Here is a 21,013-nt window from a genome sequence, read left to right as displayed (position 1 = left end):
TTTCCATTATAAAGGACTTTTTGTTTGCCTAAAATAATAAAATTGAAGATTTTGAGTCTTTTTAATAGTTAATTTAAATTAATGCAACACTAGTGCTTCTTTACATGTTCGATCATTAAGCGTACCAACTAAAAAAGAAACAGCGTTATCGTCCAATTTATTCATCATAGCTTTTACGTTTCCCGTTACCGTATCACCATCACTCGTTTGAATTTCAACCGTAATGTATTTCAATTGTTCTGGCGTTAGCTGAATCTCTTTTGGCTCTAGCGTTACCCAATTTGTTTTGCGCTCTTGATAAAGCTTGTGGTCATATATGTATTCAGCACTCCACTCTTTTCCTTCATCAGAGAAAACAGCTTGTCCTTCCACTTCTGTTTTCCCACCAAGTGAACAGCCCACTATACATATAAAAACAAAAGCTACAAGCAGTACTTTCTTCATTTATAATCCCCTTTATATCATCTTACTTCTCTATTTTTCTCACAGGAATAAACGCTTTATAACCAGTAAAGGATGGCTGACCTAGTTTTTCAAAGAAACAGGTATAAGTATCAGCTTATTCAAATAATGGAAAAATTTACACACCTCATTATAATCAAATTTTCCGATAGCTTCAATAAAAGAAAGTGAAAATAATTATACATTTTAAAATTATTGGAAAAATTCCTCGTTAGGAAAATAGCAGTATAAGGGTCTTAATTAATTAATAAAAAATGAGTTTGGGACATAACAAAATGATTGCTTCAAAAAAACGAACAATAGCTGTTCCCATCTCTTTAGTTTGTCTGAACACGTTCGTTCCATTGCGCTACGCCACACGCTTTCCGCGGGGAGGAGTCGAGTTTTCTACGCTCCTTTCCACCCTGTTTCCAAACTGGTTTTTCCCAATCAACAAAAAGCCTGAACGATTAAAAGTTGTGAACTCTCAATTGTTCAGGTATAGTAGGGGCTGAACTACTTATGTCTCAATCTCGGCACAACACTCCACTACTTAGAGTGCTTCATTTTATCAACATATAAGTAATAACCAATTCCAGCTCCGCTAAGACCACTAGCAGCACAGATTCGCATTAAACCACGAAAATGTCAATAAGTTCCATGTGTGACATTTCAATGAATCCTTCTCCTGAGTCCAATACCTCTTTATAAGGTACAAAAAACACACCTATACAAAAGCCTAAAGCAAGACCATATATAAAACCTTTTTCTACAAACTTTCCCAACCTAATCCTCTCACTTCACCCTTCCCATTATGAACACATCATGATATTCACCTGCATAGAAATGCGCTTTTTTTAGTTGCCCCTCTACTTGAAACCCTTTTTTCTCGTAGAGCTTCATTGCTTTTTTATTTGAGACACTCACCTCTAATTCTAAGCGGATCAGCCCTAAATAGTTGTCTGCAATGTCCAGTAGTGAATCCATAAGAGCACTGCCGACACCTTTTCCGTGATAGTCTGCATGAATAGAGATACCCACTACAGCAATATGACGTTGCTTTCCTGGTTTAACATGAAGACCAGCCATCCCAACCACTTTATCCTCAATCTCTGCCACCATTAAATGCGTATCATGATTCATACTGTTCATAAATTCGCTCGGTGTCTTCACACGCTCTGAAGGTACCGCTAACGTATGGCGCGCAACGGACGGCTGAATTCTAATTTCATGAACAGCCTCTGCGTCATTTGGATGTACGGGTCTAATTTTAAGATCAATCATTTCACACTCTCCCCTTCACGATATGAATAGTCTGGTTTCTTTTTCGTTTTCATCATCGTTAACCCCATGCCTCCGAAAATAAGGACAATGCCAACACTCTGTAAAATATCTGGTCTAAAGCCTGTTAGAAGCGTATCTAGTAGAATAGCTACCGCTGGATCTAAAAACACGAGAACCGAAATGACGTTTGACGATAAAAATCGTAAACTATCAAAAAACAGCAAATAGACGATACCAGTATGTATGATGCCTGTTGTAGCTACAACTATCCAGTTAATAGAAGATAGCTCAGAAAAAGAGTGAAAGCTAACGAGCGGAATCAGCATAAAGATTCCAACCAGGGTTTGTAAAAACGTTGTTGCATAAGGACTTAGCTCTCTAATCCCTTTACCTGCTAGCGTAGTGAATGCATAAAAGAACGCAGCCAAAAGCCCCCAAACCACCCCTGAAGAAAGTAAATCGCTCATTGATGTACCAGCATTAATCCCTGAAACCAAAAGAGCACCGATAAAACAAATCCCCAGCGACATCACCGATATAAGGGTTAACTTTTCTTTATAAAGGATAGCTCCTAAAAGCAAAACAAACACCGGTGCCAAATGATAGATTGAAATAGCAACCGTAACGGACGTTTGTTCAAATGCTTTAAATAAAAATACCCAGTTTAACACAAGAAACACGCCACACACTAACGTTTGAAAAATATCTTTTTTACTCCACTTTTCTTCTTTATACTTTCCAGTTAACACCCAACAAGTGCTTAAAAATAGCGTCGCGCACACGCATCTAACAAAAACAAGCTCCACTGACTGTAAATTAGACCGCTCTGAGAAAAAGCCGATTGAACCAAAAATAACCATGGATACAATCATCTTCAGCTTAGCAGATGAAGAATTGAGAGATGCTTGATTGTGATTCATTCCTTGCACCTCCTATAAAATTGAATTTATTTTACCATAAATATCCTAACGGGACGCAACAAATCTTGAAAAAGGCTTTATTTTCTAAATAGGGTTGCTCATTGTATGTAAGCATGCTACAATTTTCACTAATAAATACGAGAGGAATGATGGATGAACAATGGATAACTAACCTAATTTTTTACATTTGAAATTTCATAATTTCAAGTCTTAAAAACTTAGGATTAGTCTGCCCATTTTTCAACCACCCCTACAAGCGCTCTGCTTATAGGCTTCTTTATGCGGGACAATAATGCGGACTCGACTAATCCTTCCAATGAAATTGGGAGGATTTTTTTATTCTCCCTGTACCGAAGGGATGATTCGATGTTAGAACTACTACAATTACAAAAATTGAAGCTTGAGTTAGATGAATACACGCTGTTTAAAGATGTAAATGTAAGTATCCAGCAAGGTGACATTATAGGTATTATCGGTAAAAACGGTGCCGGCAAATCCACCTTGCTTCGCTTACTAACTGGAGATATGAATCCAACAGATGGAAAAATTCAGCACTTTCAGCCCAACCTTTCCATTTCTATGGTCGAGCAAGAAGCAAGCTCCTACTTATTTGAAGACGTGTCATCATCAGAAGAAACGCTTTTAAGGAAATGGAACGTGCCAACCGGCAACTTTCAGCGGCTGAGCGGTGGTGAAAAGCTGAAAGCCCGCCTTGCAAGAGGTTTAGCGAACTACTCTGACCTTTTATTGTTAGATGAACCAACAAATCATCTAGATGCGGATAGCACGGCGCTTTTAATCAAAGAGATAAAGAAATACCGAGGAACGATCCTTTTGGTTTCCCATGACCGCTATTTTTTAGATCAGATCGCAACAAAAATCTGGTCTATTGAGAATCAAAAAGTTATTGCGCACAGCGGAAGCTACAGCGACTATATGAAACACCGTGAACAAGCTCGCCTTACCCAGCAGCGAGAATACGAAAAGCAACAAAAAATGAAAGAGCGTATCAACAAACAAATGAAGCAACTTACCGCTTGGTCACAGTCAGGTCATGCACGATCAACAAAAGAAGAAGGTTTTAAAGAATATCACCGCGTCAAAGCCAAGCGTTTAGATTCACAGGTGAAGTCAAAACAAAAGCGTCTTGAAAAAGAGCTGGAAAAGTTTAAAACAGAAGCTCTCGCTGAGGAGTATCAGGTTCAATTTTCATTTACTTCAACCCATAAGCACGGCAACCGCTTTTTAGAAGTAAAAGAACTGGAAAAATCATTTATAGACCGTGTCTTATTTAAAGAAGCAAACTTCACGATTCAGCACGGTGAGAAAGTAGCGATTATAGGCCCTAACGGCAGCGGGAAAACGACGCTTTTACAAATGATAATGAAGAACGAAGCGCCGACAAAAGGCGAACTATGGATTTCCCCTTCTGCTCAAATTGGGTACTTAACGCAAGAAGTATTTGACCTTCCGCTTGACCAAACCCCAAAGGAGCTTTTTCATCGAGAAACATTTGAAGCTCGAGGGCATGTTCAAAACTTAATGAAGCATTTAGGCTTTGTCGCGTCACAGTGGAACGAGCCAATTGCCAACATGAGTATGGGTGAGCGCGTGAAATGTAAGCTGATGAAGTACATTCTAGACGAAAAAGACGTGCTGATTTTAGATGAACCCACCAATCACCTTGACTTACCTTCTCGAGAACAGCTCGAAAAAACGCTAGCGCAGTACAAAGGAACGCTGCTAGTCGTTTCTCATGACCACTATTTCGTTGAAAAGGTAACTACCGTGCAGCTGGTTATTGATAATGAACGAATTAAAAAGCAGATACAAACATCAGGCGATACGCCAAGCACCATCGATGACAAAGAAAAGCTCCGCTTAACGCTTGAAACGGAGCGCCAGGAAGTACTTGGGAAACTAAGTTTTCTTACACCAAATCATAAGGGTTATGCAGAGTTGGATTTGAAGTTTGCGGAACTGACGAAGAGGATTAAAGAGCTACAATAAGCATTCACTACTATTCAATTATCCACTTTTTCTAGTAAACTTGAATGACAAGAAAAAGCGATTAGAAACTAAAGAGTCTAATCGCTTTTCTCTGTTTGAGCTATTCATTTAAGCTTCGTTTCTCACTTTATGAAATAAAGACATAATCAGCCAGATCACTGCTGGAAAGACAGTTCCTCCAATAATCATATAGGCTAGCAGACGAGCTGAGTCATAATCACCGAATACCAAGACAAGAACTGCCATTATGACAAGAGCAGCTGGTATAATTTTCAACAAAGCAACTAAACCCTTCTTTTCCTCCACTTTCCATTTATTATTATAGGATGCGATGGCAGTCAAAGTTGCTGGAAAGGCAACAACTGTTAGCACGATACCAATCACAGTCAGCAGCGAATGTAAAACTCCAGAGCTCATCATCGTTCCCAACCACGCAAGCGCTGTGATTACTACTAATGAAATCGCGATATACCCCATGGAATTAGACAAGCTTTTATATTTTTCAACTAACGTCTCAGAGTCGCTATAAATTGCTTTTGTACCAGATTCTGCTCGAAACAAATGAATATCTCCTTCTGAAGTTACGTGAGACCACCCGGCGGATGCAAAAACATCAAAGTATTCATCTTCTTCTCCTACTTCAAGGGATCGGTAGTCTACGCTGTAGATATAGTCTGAGCTTTCTCCTTTTTCAAGCGTGTACCCCAAAAATTTAAAACCAGTAACGTGCCATCCTTTTAAAGAAAATCGGCGTAATTTTTTCATATCCTTCTCTTCAGCAAAAGCAAGGCCACCTGACATGATGTACTTGGTTTGTTTCATTCTTCATCCTCCCCCAATCCCGTTTCAGCTAGCTCAATCATCATTTTTCTAAGGGTTACATCTTCTCTAAGCACAGTTCTTCCTGCATCGGTAAGGAAATACGTTTTACGTCTTGAATCCGAAGCATCGTATAAGTAAATCCATTCTTTGTCTAACAGCTTTTTAATAATGGTATACATGGAAGCGGGCCCTATTGTAATTGTGCCCTTTGATGTTTCTTCGATTAAATTCATAATAGCATAGCCGTGCCTTGGCTTTGTTAAAGCTGCCATTATGTAAAACATTGAATCTGTTAACTGCTCTGTTTTTCCCAAATCCTCACCTCTTATATCACTTCAAGATATATCATATTAAAATATAACTAAATAAAATATATCATAATGTGATATAGATGTCTAGATTGAATTTGGATTTTATTTCAAGATTAATGAAAGCAGAAAATAGGCCTTCCAAATACAAAAGTGCGTTCTCACAAGAGAGCGCACTTGAAGATTACCTTTATAAATGTTAACACTTTTATATAAAAGCAGTTTGTTTTTATTCCTCTTCTTCATCAAACCAAAAATCTAATAATACTGCGGCTATTTCTTGATTATCATATTGAACGTAAGCTGGATAGTAACCATCACCTATTCCAGCCATCGACACAACTCCACCAGGGACGATACCAGCTTCATATTCAGAAGATGCGACTGCATCGCAGCAAGCTACATAATACGTAAGACCTTCTTCATCCATATTAATCTCATGCACATTTTCCACTTCATATGTAATTGCGTCGTCTCTTCCATAAACAGATGCATCAAATATTCCTGCCTTGGCTGAATCTACTCCAACTTCTTTTCCGGTGTCAATCCAATTATCAGTCATTTTAAAATCAGTGTGCGTAGCTACTAATTTACTTATCGTAAAATCATCTTCATAGAAAACTGTTGCGGTCCACTCACCCCTTTTAGCAGGTTCTAATCGCCATGCAAAATCGTCGCTGTCGTCTACCGCACACTCAATTGGATAACACGGATCTGAGATGATAAGCTGAAGATCAGTTACATGAAAGCTACCTAATTTTTTACTATTCATCTTGTATTCCCCTAACTATTTATCTTGCTTCTAATAAAAATGGCACTATAAAAACATAGTACCATTTTTAAGTTATCTTTTTATGAATTATTAAAACTTATTAAATTAATGGCTTTTACCTTTCAGCGCTTTCACTACTTCTTTTGTTGCTTCTGCAATAAGCTTGTCGTCATACGAAGCATCTTTTTCATTACGACTTGAAAGCACTGCAAGAACAATAGGATCACCTTTCTTTGGCCAAATGACGGCAATGTCATTACGCGTTCCATATAATCCTGCCCCTGTTTTGTCCGCTACTTCCCAATTCTTTGGTACTCCTGAACGAATCAATGCATCTCCTGTAGTATTTCGCTTCATCCAGTCAATTAAAAGCTCACGTTTTTCAACAGGAAGTGCATCTCCTAAAGTAAAAGCTTGAAGACTCGTAGCTAGCGCTTTCGCCGTACTCGTATCAGCGATTTCGCCTGGCGGTACGTCATTAAGCTCCGGCTCCATTCGTACAGGATTCGTTACATTATCTCCTAGTTCTCTAAGAGCTTTTTTAAATCCTATCGGTCCACCTATCTCTTCAAGAATAAGGTTTCCTGCTGTATTATCACTATAGCGAAGCGATGCATCAGATAGCTCTTTCAGCGTCATTCCTGCATCAACATATTTTTCTGTAACGGGGTTATAGTTCACTAAATCATCTCGCGTATATGTAATTCGTTTATCAAGGTCTTTAATGGAGTTTTTCTGCAGCAACACCCCAACGGCTAAAGCTTTGTGAGTAGACGTATAAGCAAAGCGTTCATTAGGACGGTAAGCAATTGTTTTATTTGTACCTGTATCCAGCGCATAGACACCAAGCTTAGCGTCGTACTTATTCTCAAGCTTAGCAAGCTTTCTTTCAATTGTAGTCTCGTGTTTCATTTCAGCTGATGAGATATTTGCTCCAGAAAAGCCAATAAGCGATACGCATGAAAAAATTAAAACGGGTGCGACTGCTTTAAATTTCAAGCGATTAGAAATCCACTTCTTTAGCATCATAATCATTCAACCTTTCCCTAATTAGTCATTTTACTGATAGCTTTATGGTACCATTTCTTAGGAGTAGTCGATGTGAGATATGTATGATACTCACATGATATAAATCTGAATATTCTTTCTATTAATGGTGCTAATCCATAAAAAAATTCTTTCTTTTAATAGAAAGAGCTCTATTAATTTATAAGCTTGGACTTCTTCACTCTGCACAATAAAGGTAAAAGTGATCAAGAGTGTCCAGTATCTTCTTTTTACCTGCTAGCTGTTCAATCCACTTTGTTGGTATGCCATGCATTTCATAATACATACCTGCAAAAACTCCTGTTAAAAGAGCAACCGTATCGGTATCATTGCCAAGGTTTACAGCCATTAATACTGCATCAGCATAGTCATCAGCATGTAGCAAACACCACACCGCCGCTTCTAACGAATGCACCACATAGCCATCTGACTTGATGTCACCTCGGTGTAAATGAACAAGATCTGATTCAAGCAGCCTTGCATAATGCTGAATTTCGTTCTCATACACTGTTCCCACTATGTGTTCTTGGCAAAACTCACTTAGCATCCGATTCGCTTCAAGCGGTGTCTTATCATTGTAAAGTGCGTTCATAAACTCTAGATATAAAATACATCCCAAGGTCGATCGCGGATGACGGTGAGTCACTTCGGCTATACGTTTAATCTCACCAATTCGTTTTTTCACACTTTTTTCTTGAATGAGCGTAAAAAATAAAGGCGCAATTCGCATGAGCGCTCCGTTTCCATTGTCGTACTCAGAACTTCCTCCCCATTCTTCAAGTGGTAGTCTTTGCTTATAGCGATAAATTGCTTCATTTGTTGCAATGCCGATATCAAACATTTTGCCGTATGGGGTCCAGTATCATTATCACGATAATGGGCAAACTTGTGCATCAACCCTACGTCATCTTCATTTTCTAGTATATTTTCAACTAAACACATCGTTAATGACGTATCATCAGACCACGTCCCAGGAGGTTGATTATATGTACCATACCCTGTCATTTCAGTAACCTTAAATAAAGCTCGATTTTTGAATTCTACCGGTACTCCCAGTCCATCTCCTACAATCCCGCCTAACATCGCAGGATACAGCTTCCTTTTTAATAGTTGCTTATTATCTTCTTTACTTCCCACTGTATCAGCCCCTTATACTACCTTTTTTTCGATCATATCATAAGTAAAAATATGCAGTCTCTTTGACTTATACTTAAAGAAGGCTCTTCTTTTTTAAGAAGAGCTTTTATGTTTCTTTTCTAAGAAGTAATAATATATATTCACCAGTGAAAAATAAACTACCGCTGAACCAAAAATAAAGGCTAAAAACTCTTTTAACTTTTTCCCTTTCAGCATTTCTTCTGTTTTTAAGTAAAGCTCCATATTTTCATTCAGTGACACTAACGTTGTGAAGATTGAAAGGAGCATTCCAGCAATAGCAAAAATCCCGTACAGATTTAGAACGCTTCTAATCGTTAGCTTCTTTTTCACTACGACTTTTACTGGTTTAGACGTTTGGAGATTTGAATTCATGACATCTCTCCTTATCGAAATGTTATATTTTACTATTTTAGCATAAATAGTAAAAAAAGGAGCTACTCCTTACGAGTAGCTCCTTCTCTTTACATCTTTTTCAACTCATTGGCTAAAAACTCAACGTCTGTGCCGACAACTATTTGAAGGTCTTGGCCACTTAGCTTTAGTACACCTTTCGCTCCCAACCTTTTTAGCTCAACTTCATTTATGATACTCGTATCTTTGACTTTTAAACGAAGGCGCGTCACACAATTATCCACTTCAAGCAAGTTTCCTCTTCCGCCAAGTGTTTCTGCGTAAGCTTTCGCAAGGTCACCGTAACTACCTGTTAACTCTCCGCTTTCTTCAAATTCCCCTTCTACTCCATCCTCACGCCCCGGTGTTTTTAGATCAAGCTTAATAATTAAATAGTAGAAAATCATAAAGTACAGCAGCGCATAAATGAGGCCAACACCGGCTAAAAGCAGCGGTTTCTGTGCAATCCCAAAATTTAAGAAGTAGTCGATGGCTCCCGCTGAAAATCCAAAGCCGTGATGAATATCAAGCAGGTACGTAATCGACATAGCAGAACCGGTTAAAATAGCGTGAATCACGTATAACACCGGTGATAAAAACATAAATAAAAATTCAATTGGCTCCGTAATCCCTGTTAAAAACGAGGTCAGTGCTAAACCTGCAAATACACCCATCATCGCTTTTCGACGCTCTTTTTTCGCAGCGGCAACCATGGCAAATGCAGCTGCTGGAAGGCCAAACATCATGATAAGGAAAAAGCCCGTCATAAACATTCCCGCAGAAGGATCTTTTGCTAAAAAGCGCCATAGGTCTCCTTTTATAACTTCACCCGCAGCGTTTGTAAACTCACCAAACTCAAACCAAACGAGCGTATTTAAAATATGATGCAAGCCAAGCGGAATTAGCATACGATTTAAGAACCCAAATACTCCGACTCCCGCTGCTCCAGCTCCGATAATCCACTCACCAATATTATCGATAAAGTGCTGAACAAAGATCCAAACATACCCAAACACAAAAGCCAACACAAGCATCACAAGCGATGTGACAATTGGCACAAAACGTTTTCCACCAAAGAAGCCAAGCCAGTCTGGTAATTTAATAGTATGATAGCGGTTATATAAAAGCCCGGCAATGACCCCAGCGATAATTCCTCCAAGCACGCCCATATTAATCTCTTCATTAATAGCAGCCGCTCCTTCTGTCAGTACAAAGTACCCGACAGCACCTGCTAACGCAGCGGCTCCGCTGCCATCTCTTGAAAATCCAATCGCAACTCCTATCGCAAACAACAGAGCTAAATGCCCGAAAACAGCGTCACCCGCTGCCGATATAAACGGTATACCTAAGAAGTCATCTTGACCCAACCGGAGCAAAAGCGCAGCAGCAGGCATAATCGCAATCGGAAGCATTAACGATTTACCGATTTTTTGAAGAAAACCTAACATAACAAACACCCCTCTTTTTTAGGATATACTACATAGTTATGTAAGCGTTTTCTTTATTAGCCCATGCTATCTGCTCAGACAAGTTGTTTTTTTTCAAATATATGAAACCTTTCAATTCGCTCGTCGTATAGTCTAGAAACCCTAAAAAGGAGGAATTTTTATCGGAGAAGCGATTGTTCCTTTTATTATTTTGATTCCTTTTCTTATTCTCGCGTTTGTTCTTTCAAAAGGAAAAGGCAGTTTTTTGATCGCCGGCTATAATACCTTACCCGCTGAGAAAAAAGCGGAATACGATGAGGTGGCTCTATGTAAATTTATGGGCAAGATCATGTATGCCATTTCGCTTGGGATTTTGCTGGTAGGTTTAAGCGAAGTTCTCGCCAACCAGCTGCTATTAGTTATTGGTATCATAGTGTTTGTCGTATCAATTGTATTTGCGCTCATTTATTTGAATACAGGCAATCGTTTTAAGAAAAGATAGACATAAGAAACCCGCTTATGCCTAAGCTTTTATTTATCATCCAAAACAAGGTGAATACGCCACCACTCTACGTACATGATCTAAAAGTATTTGGCCGTAGCTTTTTGATTATGAATAACTTAAAGCGATTGTGGGAAATAACAAAGTAATGACTTCTAAACGATGAACCATTACGATTCTCATCTTTTTGGGCTGTCCACACGCACACGTTCCAATCACGTGAATTTCAATAAGTGAGATGAAACAGAGTTCCCACACCCATTTTCTCGACAAAAAACCTTAGCCATTAAGAGTCTTGCCCCCCATGTTAAGAACTATTGTATTTCAACCCACGCATCCATATAGGATGCGACTCAATGCCTTATTGCGCACAATGTTCCTCTCATATTTCAATCCACGCATCCATATAGGATGCGACAGCGACTTTCAACCAAAATATGTTAAAAACCACATTAATTCTTAAGAAAATAGCTAAAAAACTGTTAAAAGATTGTACATTCTTTCAAAAAATGAACTATCTTAACCGAATTTGCTTCATAATAAGGTACGAATGTCCCAGGTAGTTTATGTGAGCTTGATATTCGCACCTAACATGCTGGAAACATTTCTTTAGTTATTACTCATTTGTTTATTAACATCATAACATATTTATCCAAAGATTTCTTTTTTATTACATAAATTATATCTATATTATTATCTATAATAAAACGAATACGTCATTACATAGTTCACATATAGAAGGCACTCGCTAAACAAAAAGCCATTTACATATAAAAGCAAAAGTGTTACCTAGAAGCTCTGAATTGTAAGAACATAGTATTCTTCCGCACATTTCTCTACTTTTAACTATAAGCATTTACCCTTTTTTATCCATGATATGATGGGGTAAACGAAAAAAGGAACTGATACCATGCCCAAAACAATCGCTTGCCTACATGCACACCACTCAAACATCGAAGTCATTGAAAAAATGCTTAGCTCCCATCAAGCTGAACTCATTCATTTCGTCGAACCCGGATTCGACCGACAAAAAGCTGATGCTCACTTTAAACCAGAATTTATTCAAAGTAAGCTCGCCAATACAATGAGCTGGATTTCTTCTTGTCACGTAGATGCTATTTTAGTAACCTGCACCTTTTTCACGGCTCACCTACCGCTAAACGACCTCTCAGTTCCCATTATTAAAATTGACGAACTATTATTTACACAGCTAAAAGCTGAAAAAAATCCTGTTATCCTTGCCTTTACCAACCCCCAAACAGTTGATGGTACCATGCAAGCACTAGCTAAATTTGACTCTTCTATAGAAGCTAAGTCTCATCTAATTCCTAATACTTTTCATCTGATTATGAACGGGGAAAAACAAGAGTATCTAGATGTTGTGTCTCAAGGGTTAGCGGAACTAACAAAAGCGTATCCAGACCATAGGGTTTATGCTGCGCAGCTGTCGATGGTGGATGCTGCGGTTGTTGCGAGAGAAGTTGATGGAGTTGAGGTTGGGCATTATGGGGAATTGGTTGGGGAAGGATTAACAGAATAATTAAATTTAGCTCGAGTTAAGTTGATCATCTTTTCTCTTCCATATTGTATAATTAAAAAGTTACTACTATTGGTTCTTTCCTATTGATCTTTCTAGCAATTTTTATTATAATAGAAGCTAAGCTTTATTCTAAACCGAAAGGATGTTCTTATTTGGTAATGAAAGATATTAAAGTAGCTGAACTGTTTGCCGGTGTTGGCGGATTTCGTTTAGGCTTAGAAAACGCAGGAGGTTTTGATGTTAGTTGGATGAATCAATGGGAGCCATCCACTAAAAGTCAGCATGCGTTTAACTGCTATATAGAAAACTTTGGAGATGACTCGTCTCATGTAAATGAGGACATCGCGAAAGTATGGAAAGACATCACAGATCACGATTTATTAGTTGGTGGTTTCCCTTGTCAAGACTATTCGGTTGCACGTTCCTTATCTGGTGAAAAAGGTATTCAAGGTAAAAAAGGGGTTCTGTTCTGGGAAATCATGAACATCGTCCAATATAAAAAGCCAAAATACGTTCTTTTAGAAAATGTAGATAGATTGTTAAAATCACCCTCTAAACAACGTGGAAGAGACTTCTCTATAATGTTAACAGCATTTCGTGATGCTGGCTATTACGTTGAGTGGCGTGTAATTAATGCAGCTGATTATGGTTTTGCTCAACGCAGACGTAGAGTTTTTATCTTTGCTTACACAGTTGAAACTGAATTTGCAACACAGCAAGCTAAATTAGATGAAAAAGATATTCTTCATAAAAAAGGGTTCTTTGCTCCTTCATTTAAAGTCGAAAAAGAACCTTCATTAAAACATAAAGATAAATCTGTTACGTTACCACGTGATATCGTCGATGTCTCCGATGAGTTTAGCGAAAATTATCGAAATGCAGGTATTATGCGTGATGGTAAAGTTTATACAGCTGAACTAATTCCTCTGACAAAATCGCCAAAAACTTTGGGTGAAGTAGTCGAAGAAATTTATCAAGAACTCGGTCCAGTAGATGAGAGATTTTACCTTGATGAATCGAAGATTAATAAAAAAGGACGCACTGAACTAGAAGAATTAAAATACCTTAAAGGTCCGAAAAAAATTGAGAGAATTGCACAAACAGGCCATAAATATATTTATTCAGAAGGTGGAATGTCCTTTCCAGACCCCCTTACGCTGCCAGGAAGAACAATGCTAACTAGTGAAGGTACTTCAAACCGCAGTTCACACGTTATTGAAGATCCTTATACTAAACGCCTTCGTTATTTATCACCAGAAGAGTGTGAACGATTAAATGACTTTCCTGCAAAATGGACTGAAACAGGGATGCCTTTAAGAACTCGATATTTTTGTATGGGAAATGCTTTAGTTGTAGGACTAGTAGCATTAATGGGTGAAAGAATTAAAGAGATTTATAATCTAGATGTGGAAAAATTTTACGAACAGGGTTTTGAACAACCAACAATGTTATAAGAAAAAGGCTTCTACGGTTAATGTAGAAGCCTTTTTCTTATATTATTCACCAAATCTAGTAATATATACCTTGATATATTATAATTACACTATATCCTTTAATTGTAAAAACACAAATAGTATAAGGAGTTAAGCAATGGAATATCTAACAACTGATGAAGTAATGTTGAAAGCAAAAGAAGCTGAAGGTAAAACATTTAAAGAAATAGACTCTTACAATCGACTCTCTAACAAAAATTCTAAGGGGGGCTTTGGTCAAGTTATTGAAGAGAGCCTATTTGGCTATAAGATTAATTCCGATGCTCGACCAGACTTTGAACATTTAAACTTAGAACTTAAAGTGACCCCTTTTAAGCAAAACAAAAATAAAACATTCTCTGCAAAAGAAAGATTGGTACTTAATATTATTAATTACATGGAAGAAGTTAAGTACACGTTTGAAACATCAAGCTTTTTGAAAAAAAATCAAAACCTTTTATTAATGTTTTACGAATGGATTCCAGGTATAGAGCGCGAAGATTTAAAGGTGTTTAAAAGTATTTTATTTACTTTTCCAGAAGCGGATTTAGAAATTATTAAACAAGATTGGCACACAATAGTTAATAAAATTAAGGCAGGAAAAGCTCATGAACTATCTGAGGGAGATACAAACTACCTCGGTGCTTGCTCTAAAGGAGCTAATAAAAATTCTTTGCGGGAACAACCTAACTCTCCTCTACGTGCTATGCAACGAGCTTTTTCTTTAAAACAATCGTATATGACTGCTCTAGTAAGAAAATATTTACATAGCGATCAATTAGTTAGTTTTACCTCGGCTAACGAGTTAAAAAAGAAATCATTAGAAGAAATTTTAGCTGATAGGTTTGCACCATACAAAGGACTAACACCTACAGAGATGGCTGCACGTTTGAACGTTAACAGTAATCCTAAAGCTAAAAGTTTTATTCCTCAAATTATTAGCTCTTTGCTTGGTATTAAAGGTACGAAATTAGATGGAATTGAAGAGTTTTCCAAAGCAAATATTCAGTTTAAAACAATTAGACTAAAACCTAATGGCGTTCCTAAAGAAAGTATGTCTTTTAAAAATATAGACTTTAATGCTTGGGCTACAGAAAGTTGGGAAGAAAGTGAACTTCGACAAACTTTCTATGACACAAAGTTTTTATTCGTTGTATTTCAATATAAAGAAACTGAAAAAGAGAATCCGAACCGAGAAGTATACTTTAAAGGTATTAAACTTTGGAATATGCCTGTTAATACAATTGAAACCAAGATGAAACAGTTATGGCAAGAAGTAAATACCATTCTTCAAAACGGTGTTGTTATCCAAGAAAAGCCTTACGGCAAATCATCTAGAACACATAATAACTTTCCTAAAAAGGATTTTAACGGTGTAAGCCATATTCGCCCTAAAGCTCAAAATAGCAATGATAAAATAACACTACCAGACGGTCAAATGATTACAAAGCAATGCTATTGGTTAAATGATACTTATATTGCTTCTCTACTTAAAGATTTATATTAAAAAAGTAGCGGTTCATACACCGCTACTTTTTATTAATTCAATCTACCGTTTAAACTACTTATATTAATTACTACAGGCTGCACTTGCTTTAACGTCCCATCAGGTTGTAACATCGGACCGTATACTACACACTGCCCCTTCTTTAATGTTGATAATTTCTTTTCCCATTCTTTGCGAACTGTACTATCTTGAGAAAGATTTGATGCAATTGCACTAATTTCGTTTTCTGGTGGCATAAAATTAATTATAATAAGATTTAGAGGTGGTTTCAAATATCAACATTTACCTTTAACAGAGCCTTATTAATAAAAAAGGCAGATATTTTAATCTGCCTTAATCTTAAACCGGTCCCTCTTCTTCCCACTCTGCTGATCAAACTTCGCTTTCAGCGCCGCAAGTTCCATATCTAGCGTTTTCATAATGGTCGCAACCTCTTGGTCCGTGTATTCGTAGTTATTTCTGTTTGAGCAGTTTCCAAGCAGCTCCATTAAAGCAATAATTTTGTTTGTTCTGGCTTCCGCTACGCGGATAAAGCGCTCTCTTTTCGTTTCTTTCATAGGCATTCTCCTACCTGACTTTTTATCTGTTTATTCACTTACTATCCAATATACAGAATATACTGATTTCACTCAAGACTTCTTTACTATATTTCACGTATGAGGTAACGTATTTCATATCCATTTTTAATTATATCGGACCTTTTTCCATACTTTTTAACTACTTAAATTAACAAATATTACATTTTATTTTTAAAAAAATCCATAACTTATTCATGTTACGATAAAAGTAGTTCGCACATGAAGAACTTACCACTATTTTGACGGAATGGAGTAATTGAGATGGAGCATGAGTTAAAAGAAATTATTAAAGAATGTAATTTGTTAGTTAAAGCTGAACGCTTTGATGAATTAATGGAGTACTATACTGAGAATACTATTTTAGCAATCAAGCCGGGATAAATAGCTCGTGGAAAAGAGGAAATTAAGTGGGCATTCATTAAAATTGCTCAGCACTGCAACCATACAATTGTTCCAAAAAAATCAAGATGTAACTGGCTATGCGTCATTGATAACTCATACAGAACATCATTAATTGGAAGTGAAGAGAAAGTTTAATACTTATGTTTACCATAAAAATCCCGCTATCAACTTTATGTTAATAGCGGGATTTTCAACTTCTCTACTACTCTTCATTACTTATAAGGTGGACCTTTCGGCACGTTCCCAAAAGGTGAAGTAGAATACATCATTTCTCTGTATGTAATCATCATGCTTTGGCTTTTTATTGCATCGACTTGTTCATTGTAAGATGAAACAAGCTTTTCAATTTCTTCTTCTACCGTTTCTAAAAGCGCAATGCTTTTTGTTTTTTGTTCCTTTGCTTCTTCTACAATCGCGTTTATTACTTTACCTTTGCTATCGTCTTCCACTACAATTTTCTGGATTTTCTTTTCCAATGCGTCGTCAATAGCGGCAATTTTATCCGTGAGCTCCGTAAATTGTTGGGTTCTATCCGTCAAGTCTTCTTGCGGCGAGACGCGCTCAAACATAAACGCTGTTTTGCTTTCAGTTCCTTCCATCTGTTATCCTCCAGGCACATAGTTAAATAGAATACTAAGATCTCGGTCCTTGCTGAAAAGCTGTTCGATATTGGACTTTGCTGACTCTAAAAAGTCTTCGTTATCCGTCAAGCTTTTAGTTAAACCTTCCATCAAGTGAGAAATATCCATGCCGCTTAAACCGTTAAACTGTTCAGTTACTTCTACTTTATCAATTTGCACAGGTGAAAAGTAAGGTAAAAACACGTGCTTTCGTAAAAGCGGAAGCTGACCGCACGGGTTCGTTTCAATATTACGGATATCGCTAAGCACCTTTTGCTTTTGGTTTTCATAATCATCAATAATATGCTCTTGAAACCTTTCAGCAATTTTAGTGATATACGTTTTCTTTTTCTGAAGTTCCTGCTGTCCTTCTTGGTACATGCGCACCGCAGCCGAAATATTAACTTTAATTTCTTGGTTTCCACCAGTCATCAGCACCAAATCATTACCTAAATATCCTTGATTTTTAGAAGCACCTAGCGCATTTAACATCTCGACGATTCCGTGACTTGCAATAATTTCTTCCATAACTGAACCTAACTCTTCATGTAATCGCTTAGCGCTCGCTTGCATATTTTGCACTTCATGATAAATGGCAATAGCGGCATCCACATCACCAGCCATTACGTTAAACCCACTGGCCATAGCTGCTTGCCCTGCATATGGACTGTACTTCGTACCTTTCATCATTTCTTCTGACATCTTGCGGTTCTCGTCGATGCTATTAATTTTTTCTTCAATGATTTTTAATGACTTTTCAATGTTCGCAAGCTCTTCCACTGCGACTTGCTTCTGTGCGTTTGTAATATAGCCTGCGTTTTTCAATTCACCAAAAATCACATCTGCATTCGACGTGATGTTCGTAACTTTTTCAAGCAAAGGCGGCACTTTTTTATTGACGTCTGAAATCATGTCATCAAGGTCTTTGCTGAAATACGTGCCAACAGCAGCTCCTACTCCGTCGTTCATAATTTTATCGACGACGTCCATATTCACACCCGTTAAGTCTTCAATCCCTTGATTGTTTCCACCGTTCTGAAATCCCTCTGCATACACTAATGCAAAATCTTGTAAGCTTTTAACCTCTGAATCTGGAATTTTGTCAATAATAGCTTTTAGACCTGGCTTGTCAGGATTCGTATCAATCATGGTGACATCACCCAATGTGAAAAACCCTCGAATATTTGCCAGGGCGTTCAATGGATCATCAGAAGAAATAACCTGGTGAATGACCGTACCTTTTTCTTTATAATACGCTTCTGCGAAAGTTTTAAGTTCGTTCTGAGGGAGAGAGTAGATGGCTTTATAGTCAGTAGAGCTTATATTAAACTTTTCTTTAACTGCCTCGGCAAATTTATAATCATTTTGATAAAGCTGAAAATACGTTGATTGCGCACCATTTACACTGTAAATTTCGTCAAAGTTTCCATTTAGCAATTGCGAAACGGTATTATTATTATGAGCTAACGAATGTGACAACCCAATGGTACTAGAAATCTCTTCTACTGATGCTCTCTCTTTAAACTCTTTCTGAGCTTCCTTCACAAAAATGTTTGTACTATCTGCTTGGGCAGTATCTACCCCAGCCTGCATTGCTCGTATATTATACAGCCAATCATTAGCGTCTGTTGTACCTTGAGATATTACGTACATTTCGTTTACGTCCTGCTCTTTTGAATAGATATGTATAGCTGTTCCGTCATAAGAAGAATTCTCATCTTTCACTATTTGATCAATTTCAGAAGAACGCACAACGCTTATTTCTCCTTTTAAAGGCTGACCTGTTTCTTCTATATAAATTCGCTGTATTTCTTGCGCAAACTCTTTTTTACTTATATCTTTGTATCCTAAATCTGTGATTCTTAACCACAGTTCCTTCGTTTCTACAAGTTGTTTATCGCTCATTTATTATTCACTTTCTTTCTTTTTTAAAAATTCAACCGAGGAAATTAACTTATACGCACGCTTTTTAAACGTTTCTTCTTGTGGATCACATGGCTTTGTTTTATCCGTACAACGTGTTGAGTATATAATTTGCACACCTCCCCATCCTTCATCTGGATGAATATAAGCACCATACCCATATGAGCCAAACTCTTTTGTCTTGAACGGTGCTACGTACGCCACTTTGCCTTTTCCATCAATTCGGTCAAACGTCATGTTTTCACCTATATTATTCGTTAAAAGCTCTTTAGCATATTCAATGCCAGTTTCGTCATTCGATAAAACGTTTGTATACTTAATCCTAAGCTCTGCTTCCTCTTTGTCATCATACATAATACCAGCTAAAAATGTTTCATTACTTTCACCTTTTCGCGTATAACCAATGCCATCAATTCCTCCACCAGTTGGAAACAACATTTCATACACACCCGTTTTGGATTCAAGCGTGTAATATCCTTTTTCCGTTTCTTTTGTCGACTTGATCATTTCTCGCGTAAATTCATCTTGAAGGGCTCTTGTATTTGGCAAGTCCTCCACAGCCACTTCGCTTGGCTTCTGTTCTACTGGTTTTGTTTCGTTTGATTGTTTGTCACTCATTTGACACCCTCCTATGACAAGGCTACTGAGAAGTAAGGCTACAATTCCTTTTCGGTTTATGAACATCTGGTGCCTCCTACTTTCTTTCTATGTATACATTCTTCTATTATAGAAAAACTTGGTTAGTTTTTACATTGGGCTTTTTACTTAAAAATGGATTTTTGTAGGTTTTTGGAACTGTCATCGTTTAATTCTTACAGAGTAAATTTACTTATGTATTCTAACTAATTTTCTGTTTATTTGGTTCTTACTGATCTGCATTTTGATTGAATTGTGCTAGTTCGAGTACTATCATTTATTGTTTAACCTCATTTTTGTTTAAGAATTCAACCGAGGAAATTAACTTATACGCACGCTTTTTAAACATTTCTTCTTGTGGATCACATGGCTTTGTCTTGTCTGCACAACGCGTTGAGTAAATAATTTCCAACCCTCCCCAACCTTTATCAGGATGAATATAGGCTCCATAACCATATGTACCAAACTCCTTCGTCTTAAACGGCGCTACATACGTCACTTTTCCTTTTTCATCAATTTGGTTAAACGTCATGTCTTCACCTACATTATTCGTTAAAAACCTTTTGGCGTATTCAATGTCCTTTTCATCATTTGATAGTAGTGTCGTATACCTAACGCTAAGCTCGGCTCCTGCTTTGTCATCATACATAATACCTGCTAAAAATGACTCACTGCTCTCGTCTTTTCGCGTATAACCAACCCCATCAATTCCTCCACCAGTTGGAAACAACATTTCATACACACCGGTTTTGGATTCAAGTGTGTAATATCCTTTTTCCGTTTCTTTTGTCGACTTGATCATTTCTCGCGTAAATTCATCTTGAAGGGCTCTAGTATTTGGCAATTCTTCTGTCGCCACTTCGCTTGGCTTTTGGTCTAGGGACTTTGTTTTCTTTGATTGTTCGTCACTCATTTGACAGCCGCCTACGAATAGGCTACTGAGAAGTACGAGTATGATTCGTTTTCGTTTTATGAACATTTGGTGCCTCCTGATTTTATGTTTGTGTAATAACGTGTAACACTTATTTTTTAGCCTCATTTTTGTTTAAGAATTTTACTGAGGAAATCAACTTGTACGCACGCTTTTTAAACTCTTCCTCTTCAGGACCACATGACTTAGGATCATCCATACAACTTCCAGTATAAATAATCTCTACTCCTCCCCATCCTTCATCTGGATGAATGTAAGCACCATAACCATACGAACCTGTTTCCTTTTTCTTAAACGGCGCTACATATGTAACTTTTCCTTTT

The 21,013-nt window shown here is 37.4% G+C and carries 22 protein-coding genes and 3 pseudogenes; 6 read left to right on the top strand and 19 right to left on the bottom strand.

What is annotated here, in order from left to right; translation table 11 throughout:
- Nucleotides 1-78: 78 nt before the first annotated feature.
- The 4 genes from AS180_RS17425 to AS180_RS17415 all read right to left on the bottom strand — a co-directional run bounded on the left by AS180_RS17425 (nt 79) and on the right by AS180_RS17415 (nt 2,645).
- Nucleotides 79-444, bottom strand: a complete 366-nt coding sequence (locus AS180_RS17425) for a hypothetical protein (protein ID WP_062687208.1) — start codon at nt 442-444, stop codon at nt 79-81.
- Nucleotides 445-1,073: 629 nt separating this feature from the next.
- The gene (locus AS180_RS22780) at nt 1,074-1,226 is read right to left on the bottom strand and encodes a hypothetical protein (protein ID WP_156413504.1); all 153 of its coding nucleotides are present in this window, start codon (nt 1,224-1,226) and stop codon (nt 1,074-1,076) included.
- 10 nt (nt 1,227-1,236) lie between these two features.
- Nucleotides 1,237-1,725: a GNAT family N-acetyltransferase gene (locus AS180_RS17420; RefSeq protein WP_051567056.1), complete on the bottom strand. Its 489-nt coding sequence runs from the start codon at nt 1,723-1,725 to the stop codon at nt 1,237-1,239.
- Nucleotides 1,722-2,645: a DMT family transporter gene (locus AS180_RS17415; RefSeq protein ID WP_025908011.1), complete on the bottom strand. Its 924-nt coding sequence runs from the start codon at nt 2,643-2,645 to the stop codon at nt 1,722-1,724. Before AS180_RS17415 ends, AS180_RS17420 begins: the two co-directional genes overlap by 4 nt.
- Nucleotides 2,646-3,011: 366 nt before the next feature.
- On the opposite strand from AS180_RS17415, the gene abc-f reads away from it, so the two are divergent.
- Nucleotides 3,012-4,655: a ribosomal protection-like ABC-F family protein gene (abc-f, locus tag AS180_RS17410; RefSeq protein ID WP_062687207.1), complete on the top strand. Its 1,644-nt coding sequence runs from the start codon at nt 3,012-3,014 to the stop codon at nt 4,653-4,655.
- A gap of 108 nt (nt 4,656-4,763) precedes the next feature.
- On the opposite strand, the gene AS180_RS17405 is transcribed toward abc-f, so the two are convergent.
- From AS180_RS17405 to nagE, 8 genes and pseudogenes are all read right to left on the bottom strand, one after another.
- Entirely contained in the window at nt 4,764-5,477 is a 714-nt protein-coding gene (locus tag AS180_RS17405) for a DUF2812 domain-containing protein (protein ID WP_062687206.1), read from the bottom strand.
- Nucleotides 5,474-5,791 (bottom strand): PadR family transcriptional regulator, encoded by a 318-nt coding sequence (locus tag AS180_RS17400; protein WP_025908014.1) that lies wholly within the window; start codon nt 5,789-5,791, stop codon nt 5,474-5,476. The genes AS180_RS17405 and AS180_RS17400 overlap by 4 nt, the downstream gene beginning before the upstream one ends.
- 223 nt (nt 5,792-6,014) lie before the next feature.
- Entirely contained in the window at nt 6,015-6,557 is a 543-nt protein-coding gene (locus tag AS180_RS17395) for a hypothetical protein (protein WP_062687205.1), read from the bottom strand.
- 105 nt (nt 6,558-6,662) lie between these two features.
- Nucleotides 6,663-7,592 (bottom strand): class A beta-lactamase, encoded by a 930-nt coding sequence (bla, locus tag AS180_RS17390; RefSeq protein ID WP_175384215.1) that lies wholly within the window; start codon nt 7,590-7,592, stop codon nt 6,663-6,665.
- A gap of 190 nt (nt 7,593-7,782) precedes the next feature.
- The gene (locus AS180_RS17385) at nt 7,783-8,445 is read right to left on the bottom strand and encodes an ADP-ribosylglycohydrolase family protein (protein ID WP_309599133.1); all 663 of its coding nucleotides are present in this window, start codon (nt 8,443-8,445) and stop codon (nt 7,783-7,785) included.
- A gap of 98 nt (nt 8,446-8,543) precedes the next feature.
- Nucleotides 8,544-8,687, bottom strand: a pseudogene (locus AS180_RS23995) (ADP-ribosylglycohydrolase family protein); the annotation flags it as partial.
- A 147-nt stretch (nt 8,688-8,834) separates the two neighbouring features.
- The gene (locus AS180_RS17380; protein ID WP_025908018.1) at nt 8,835-9,134 is read right to left on the bottom strand and encodes a hypothetical protein; all 300 of its coding nucleotides are present in this window, start codon (nt 9,132-9,134) and stop codon (nt 8,835-8,837) included.
- A gap of 89 nt (nt 9,135-9,223) precedes the next feature.
- The gene (gene nagE / locus AS180_RS17375; protein WP_062687204.1) at nt 9,224-10,600 is read right to left on the bottom strand and encodes an N-acetylglucosamine-specific PTS transporter subunit IIBC; all 1,377 of its coding nucleotides are present in this window, start codon (nt 10,598-10,600) and stop codon (nt 9,224-9,226) included.
- A 190-nt stretch (nt 10,601-10,790) separates the two neighbouring features.
- On the opposite strand from nagE, the gene AS180_RS17370 reads away from it, so the two are divergent.
- From AS180_RS17370 to AS180_RS17355, 4 genes are all read left to right on the top strand, one after another.
- Entirely contained in the window at nt 10,791-11,081 is a 291-nt protein-coding gene (locus tag AS180_RS17370) for a DUF3784 domain-containing protein (RefSeq protein ID WP_225001792.1), read from the top strand.
- Nucleotides 11,082-11,991: 910 nt separating this feature from the next.
- On the top strand, nt 11,992-12,621 hold the full coding sequence (locus AS180_RS17365; protein WP_082636404.1) for a hypothetical protein: 630 nt from the start codon (nt 11,992-11,994) through the stop codon (nt 12,619-12,621).
- 158 nt (nt 12,622-12,779) lie between these two features.
- The gene (gene dcm / locus AS180_RS17360) at nt 12,780-14,075 is read left to right on the top strand and encodes a DNA (cytosine-5-)-methyltransferase (protein WP_061786541.1); all 1,296 of its coding nucleotides are present in this window, start codon (nt 12,780-12,782) and stop codon (nt 14,073-14,075) included.
- A 136-nt stretch (nt 14,076-14,211) separates the two neighbouring features.
- Nucleotides 14,212-15,600 carry a Sau3AI family type II restriction endonuclease gene (locus AS180_RS17355; protein WP_062687203.1) on the top strand — a complete coding sequence of 463 codons (1,389 nt, stop codon included), beginning with the start codon at nt 14,212-14,214 and terminating at the stop codon, nt 15,598-15,600.
- Between the two features lie 32 nt (nt 15,601-15,632).
- Here the strand turns inward: AS180_RS17355 and AS180_RS17350 are convergent.
- A pseudogene (locus AS180_RS17350) lies at nt 15,633-15,845 on the bottom strand (hypothetical protein); the annotation flags it as partial.
- Between the two features lie 78 nt (nt 15,846-15,923).
- Nucleotides 15,924-16,157, bottom strand: coding sequence for a hypothetical protein (locus tag AS180_RS17345; protein ID WP_197414243.1), 234 nt, complete (start codon nt 16,155-16,157; stop codon nt 15,924-15,926).
- A gap of 282 nt (nt 16,158-16,439) precedes the next feature.
- On the opposite strand from AS180_RS17345, the pseudogene AS180_RS21800 reads away from it, so the two are divergent.
- Nucleotides 16,440-16,715 (top strand): annotated as a pseudogene (locus AS180_RS21800) (hypothetical protein).
- Nucleotides 16,716-16,792: 77 nt separating this feature from the next.
- On the opposite strand, the gene AS180_RS17340 reads toward AS180_RS21800, so the two are convergent.
- From AS180_RS17340 to AS180_RS23295, 5 genes are all read right to left on the bottom strand, one after another.
- The gene (locus AS180_RS17340; RefSeq protein ID WP_062687202.1) at nt 16,793-17,179 is read right to left on the bottom strand and encodes a hypothetical protein; all 387 of its coding nucleotides are present in this window, start codon (nt 17,177-17,179) and stop codon (nt 16,793-16,795) included.
- A gap of 3 nt (nt 17,180-17,182) precedes the next feature.
- Nucleotides 17,183-19,105 (bottom strand): DUF6792 domain-containing protein, encoded by a 1,923-nt coding sequence (locus tag AS180_RS17335; protein ID WP_062687201.1) that lies wholly within the window; start codon nt 19,103-19,105, stop codon nt 17,183-17,185.
- A gap of 3 nt (nt 19,106-19,108) precedes the next feature.
- Nucleotides 19,109-19,741: a hypothetical protein gene (locus AS180_RS17330; RefSeq protein ID WP_062687200.1), complete on the bottom strand. Its 633-nt coding sequence runs from the start codon at nt 19,739-19,741 to the stop codon at nt 19,109-19,111.
- Between the two features lie 295 nt (nt 19,742-20,036).
- On the bottom strand, nt 20,037-20,738 hold the full coding sequence (locus AS180_RS17325) for a hypothetical protein (protein WP_139109220.1): 702 nt from the start codon (nt 20,736-20,738) through the stop codon (nt 20,037-20,039).
- Nucleotides 20,739-20,781: 43 nt separating this feature from the next.
- The coding region (locus AS180_RS23295; protein WP_175384214.1) for a hypothetical protein at nt 20,782-21,013 on the bottom strand (232 nt) is incomplete at its 5' end.

Origin of the sequence: Priestia veravalensis (assembly GCF_001457055.1) — a bacterium.
Classification (GTDB): domain Bacteria; phylum Bacillota; class Bacilli; order Bacillales; family Bacillaceae_H; genus Priestia; species Priestia flexa.
The sequence above is the reverse complement of the archived record's forward strand: the minus strand, read 5'-3'. Positions and strand labels throughout refer to the sequence as shown.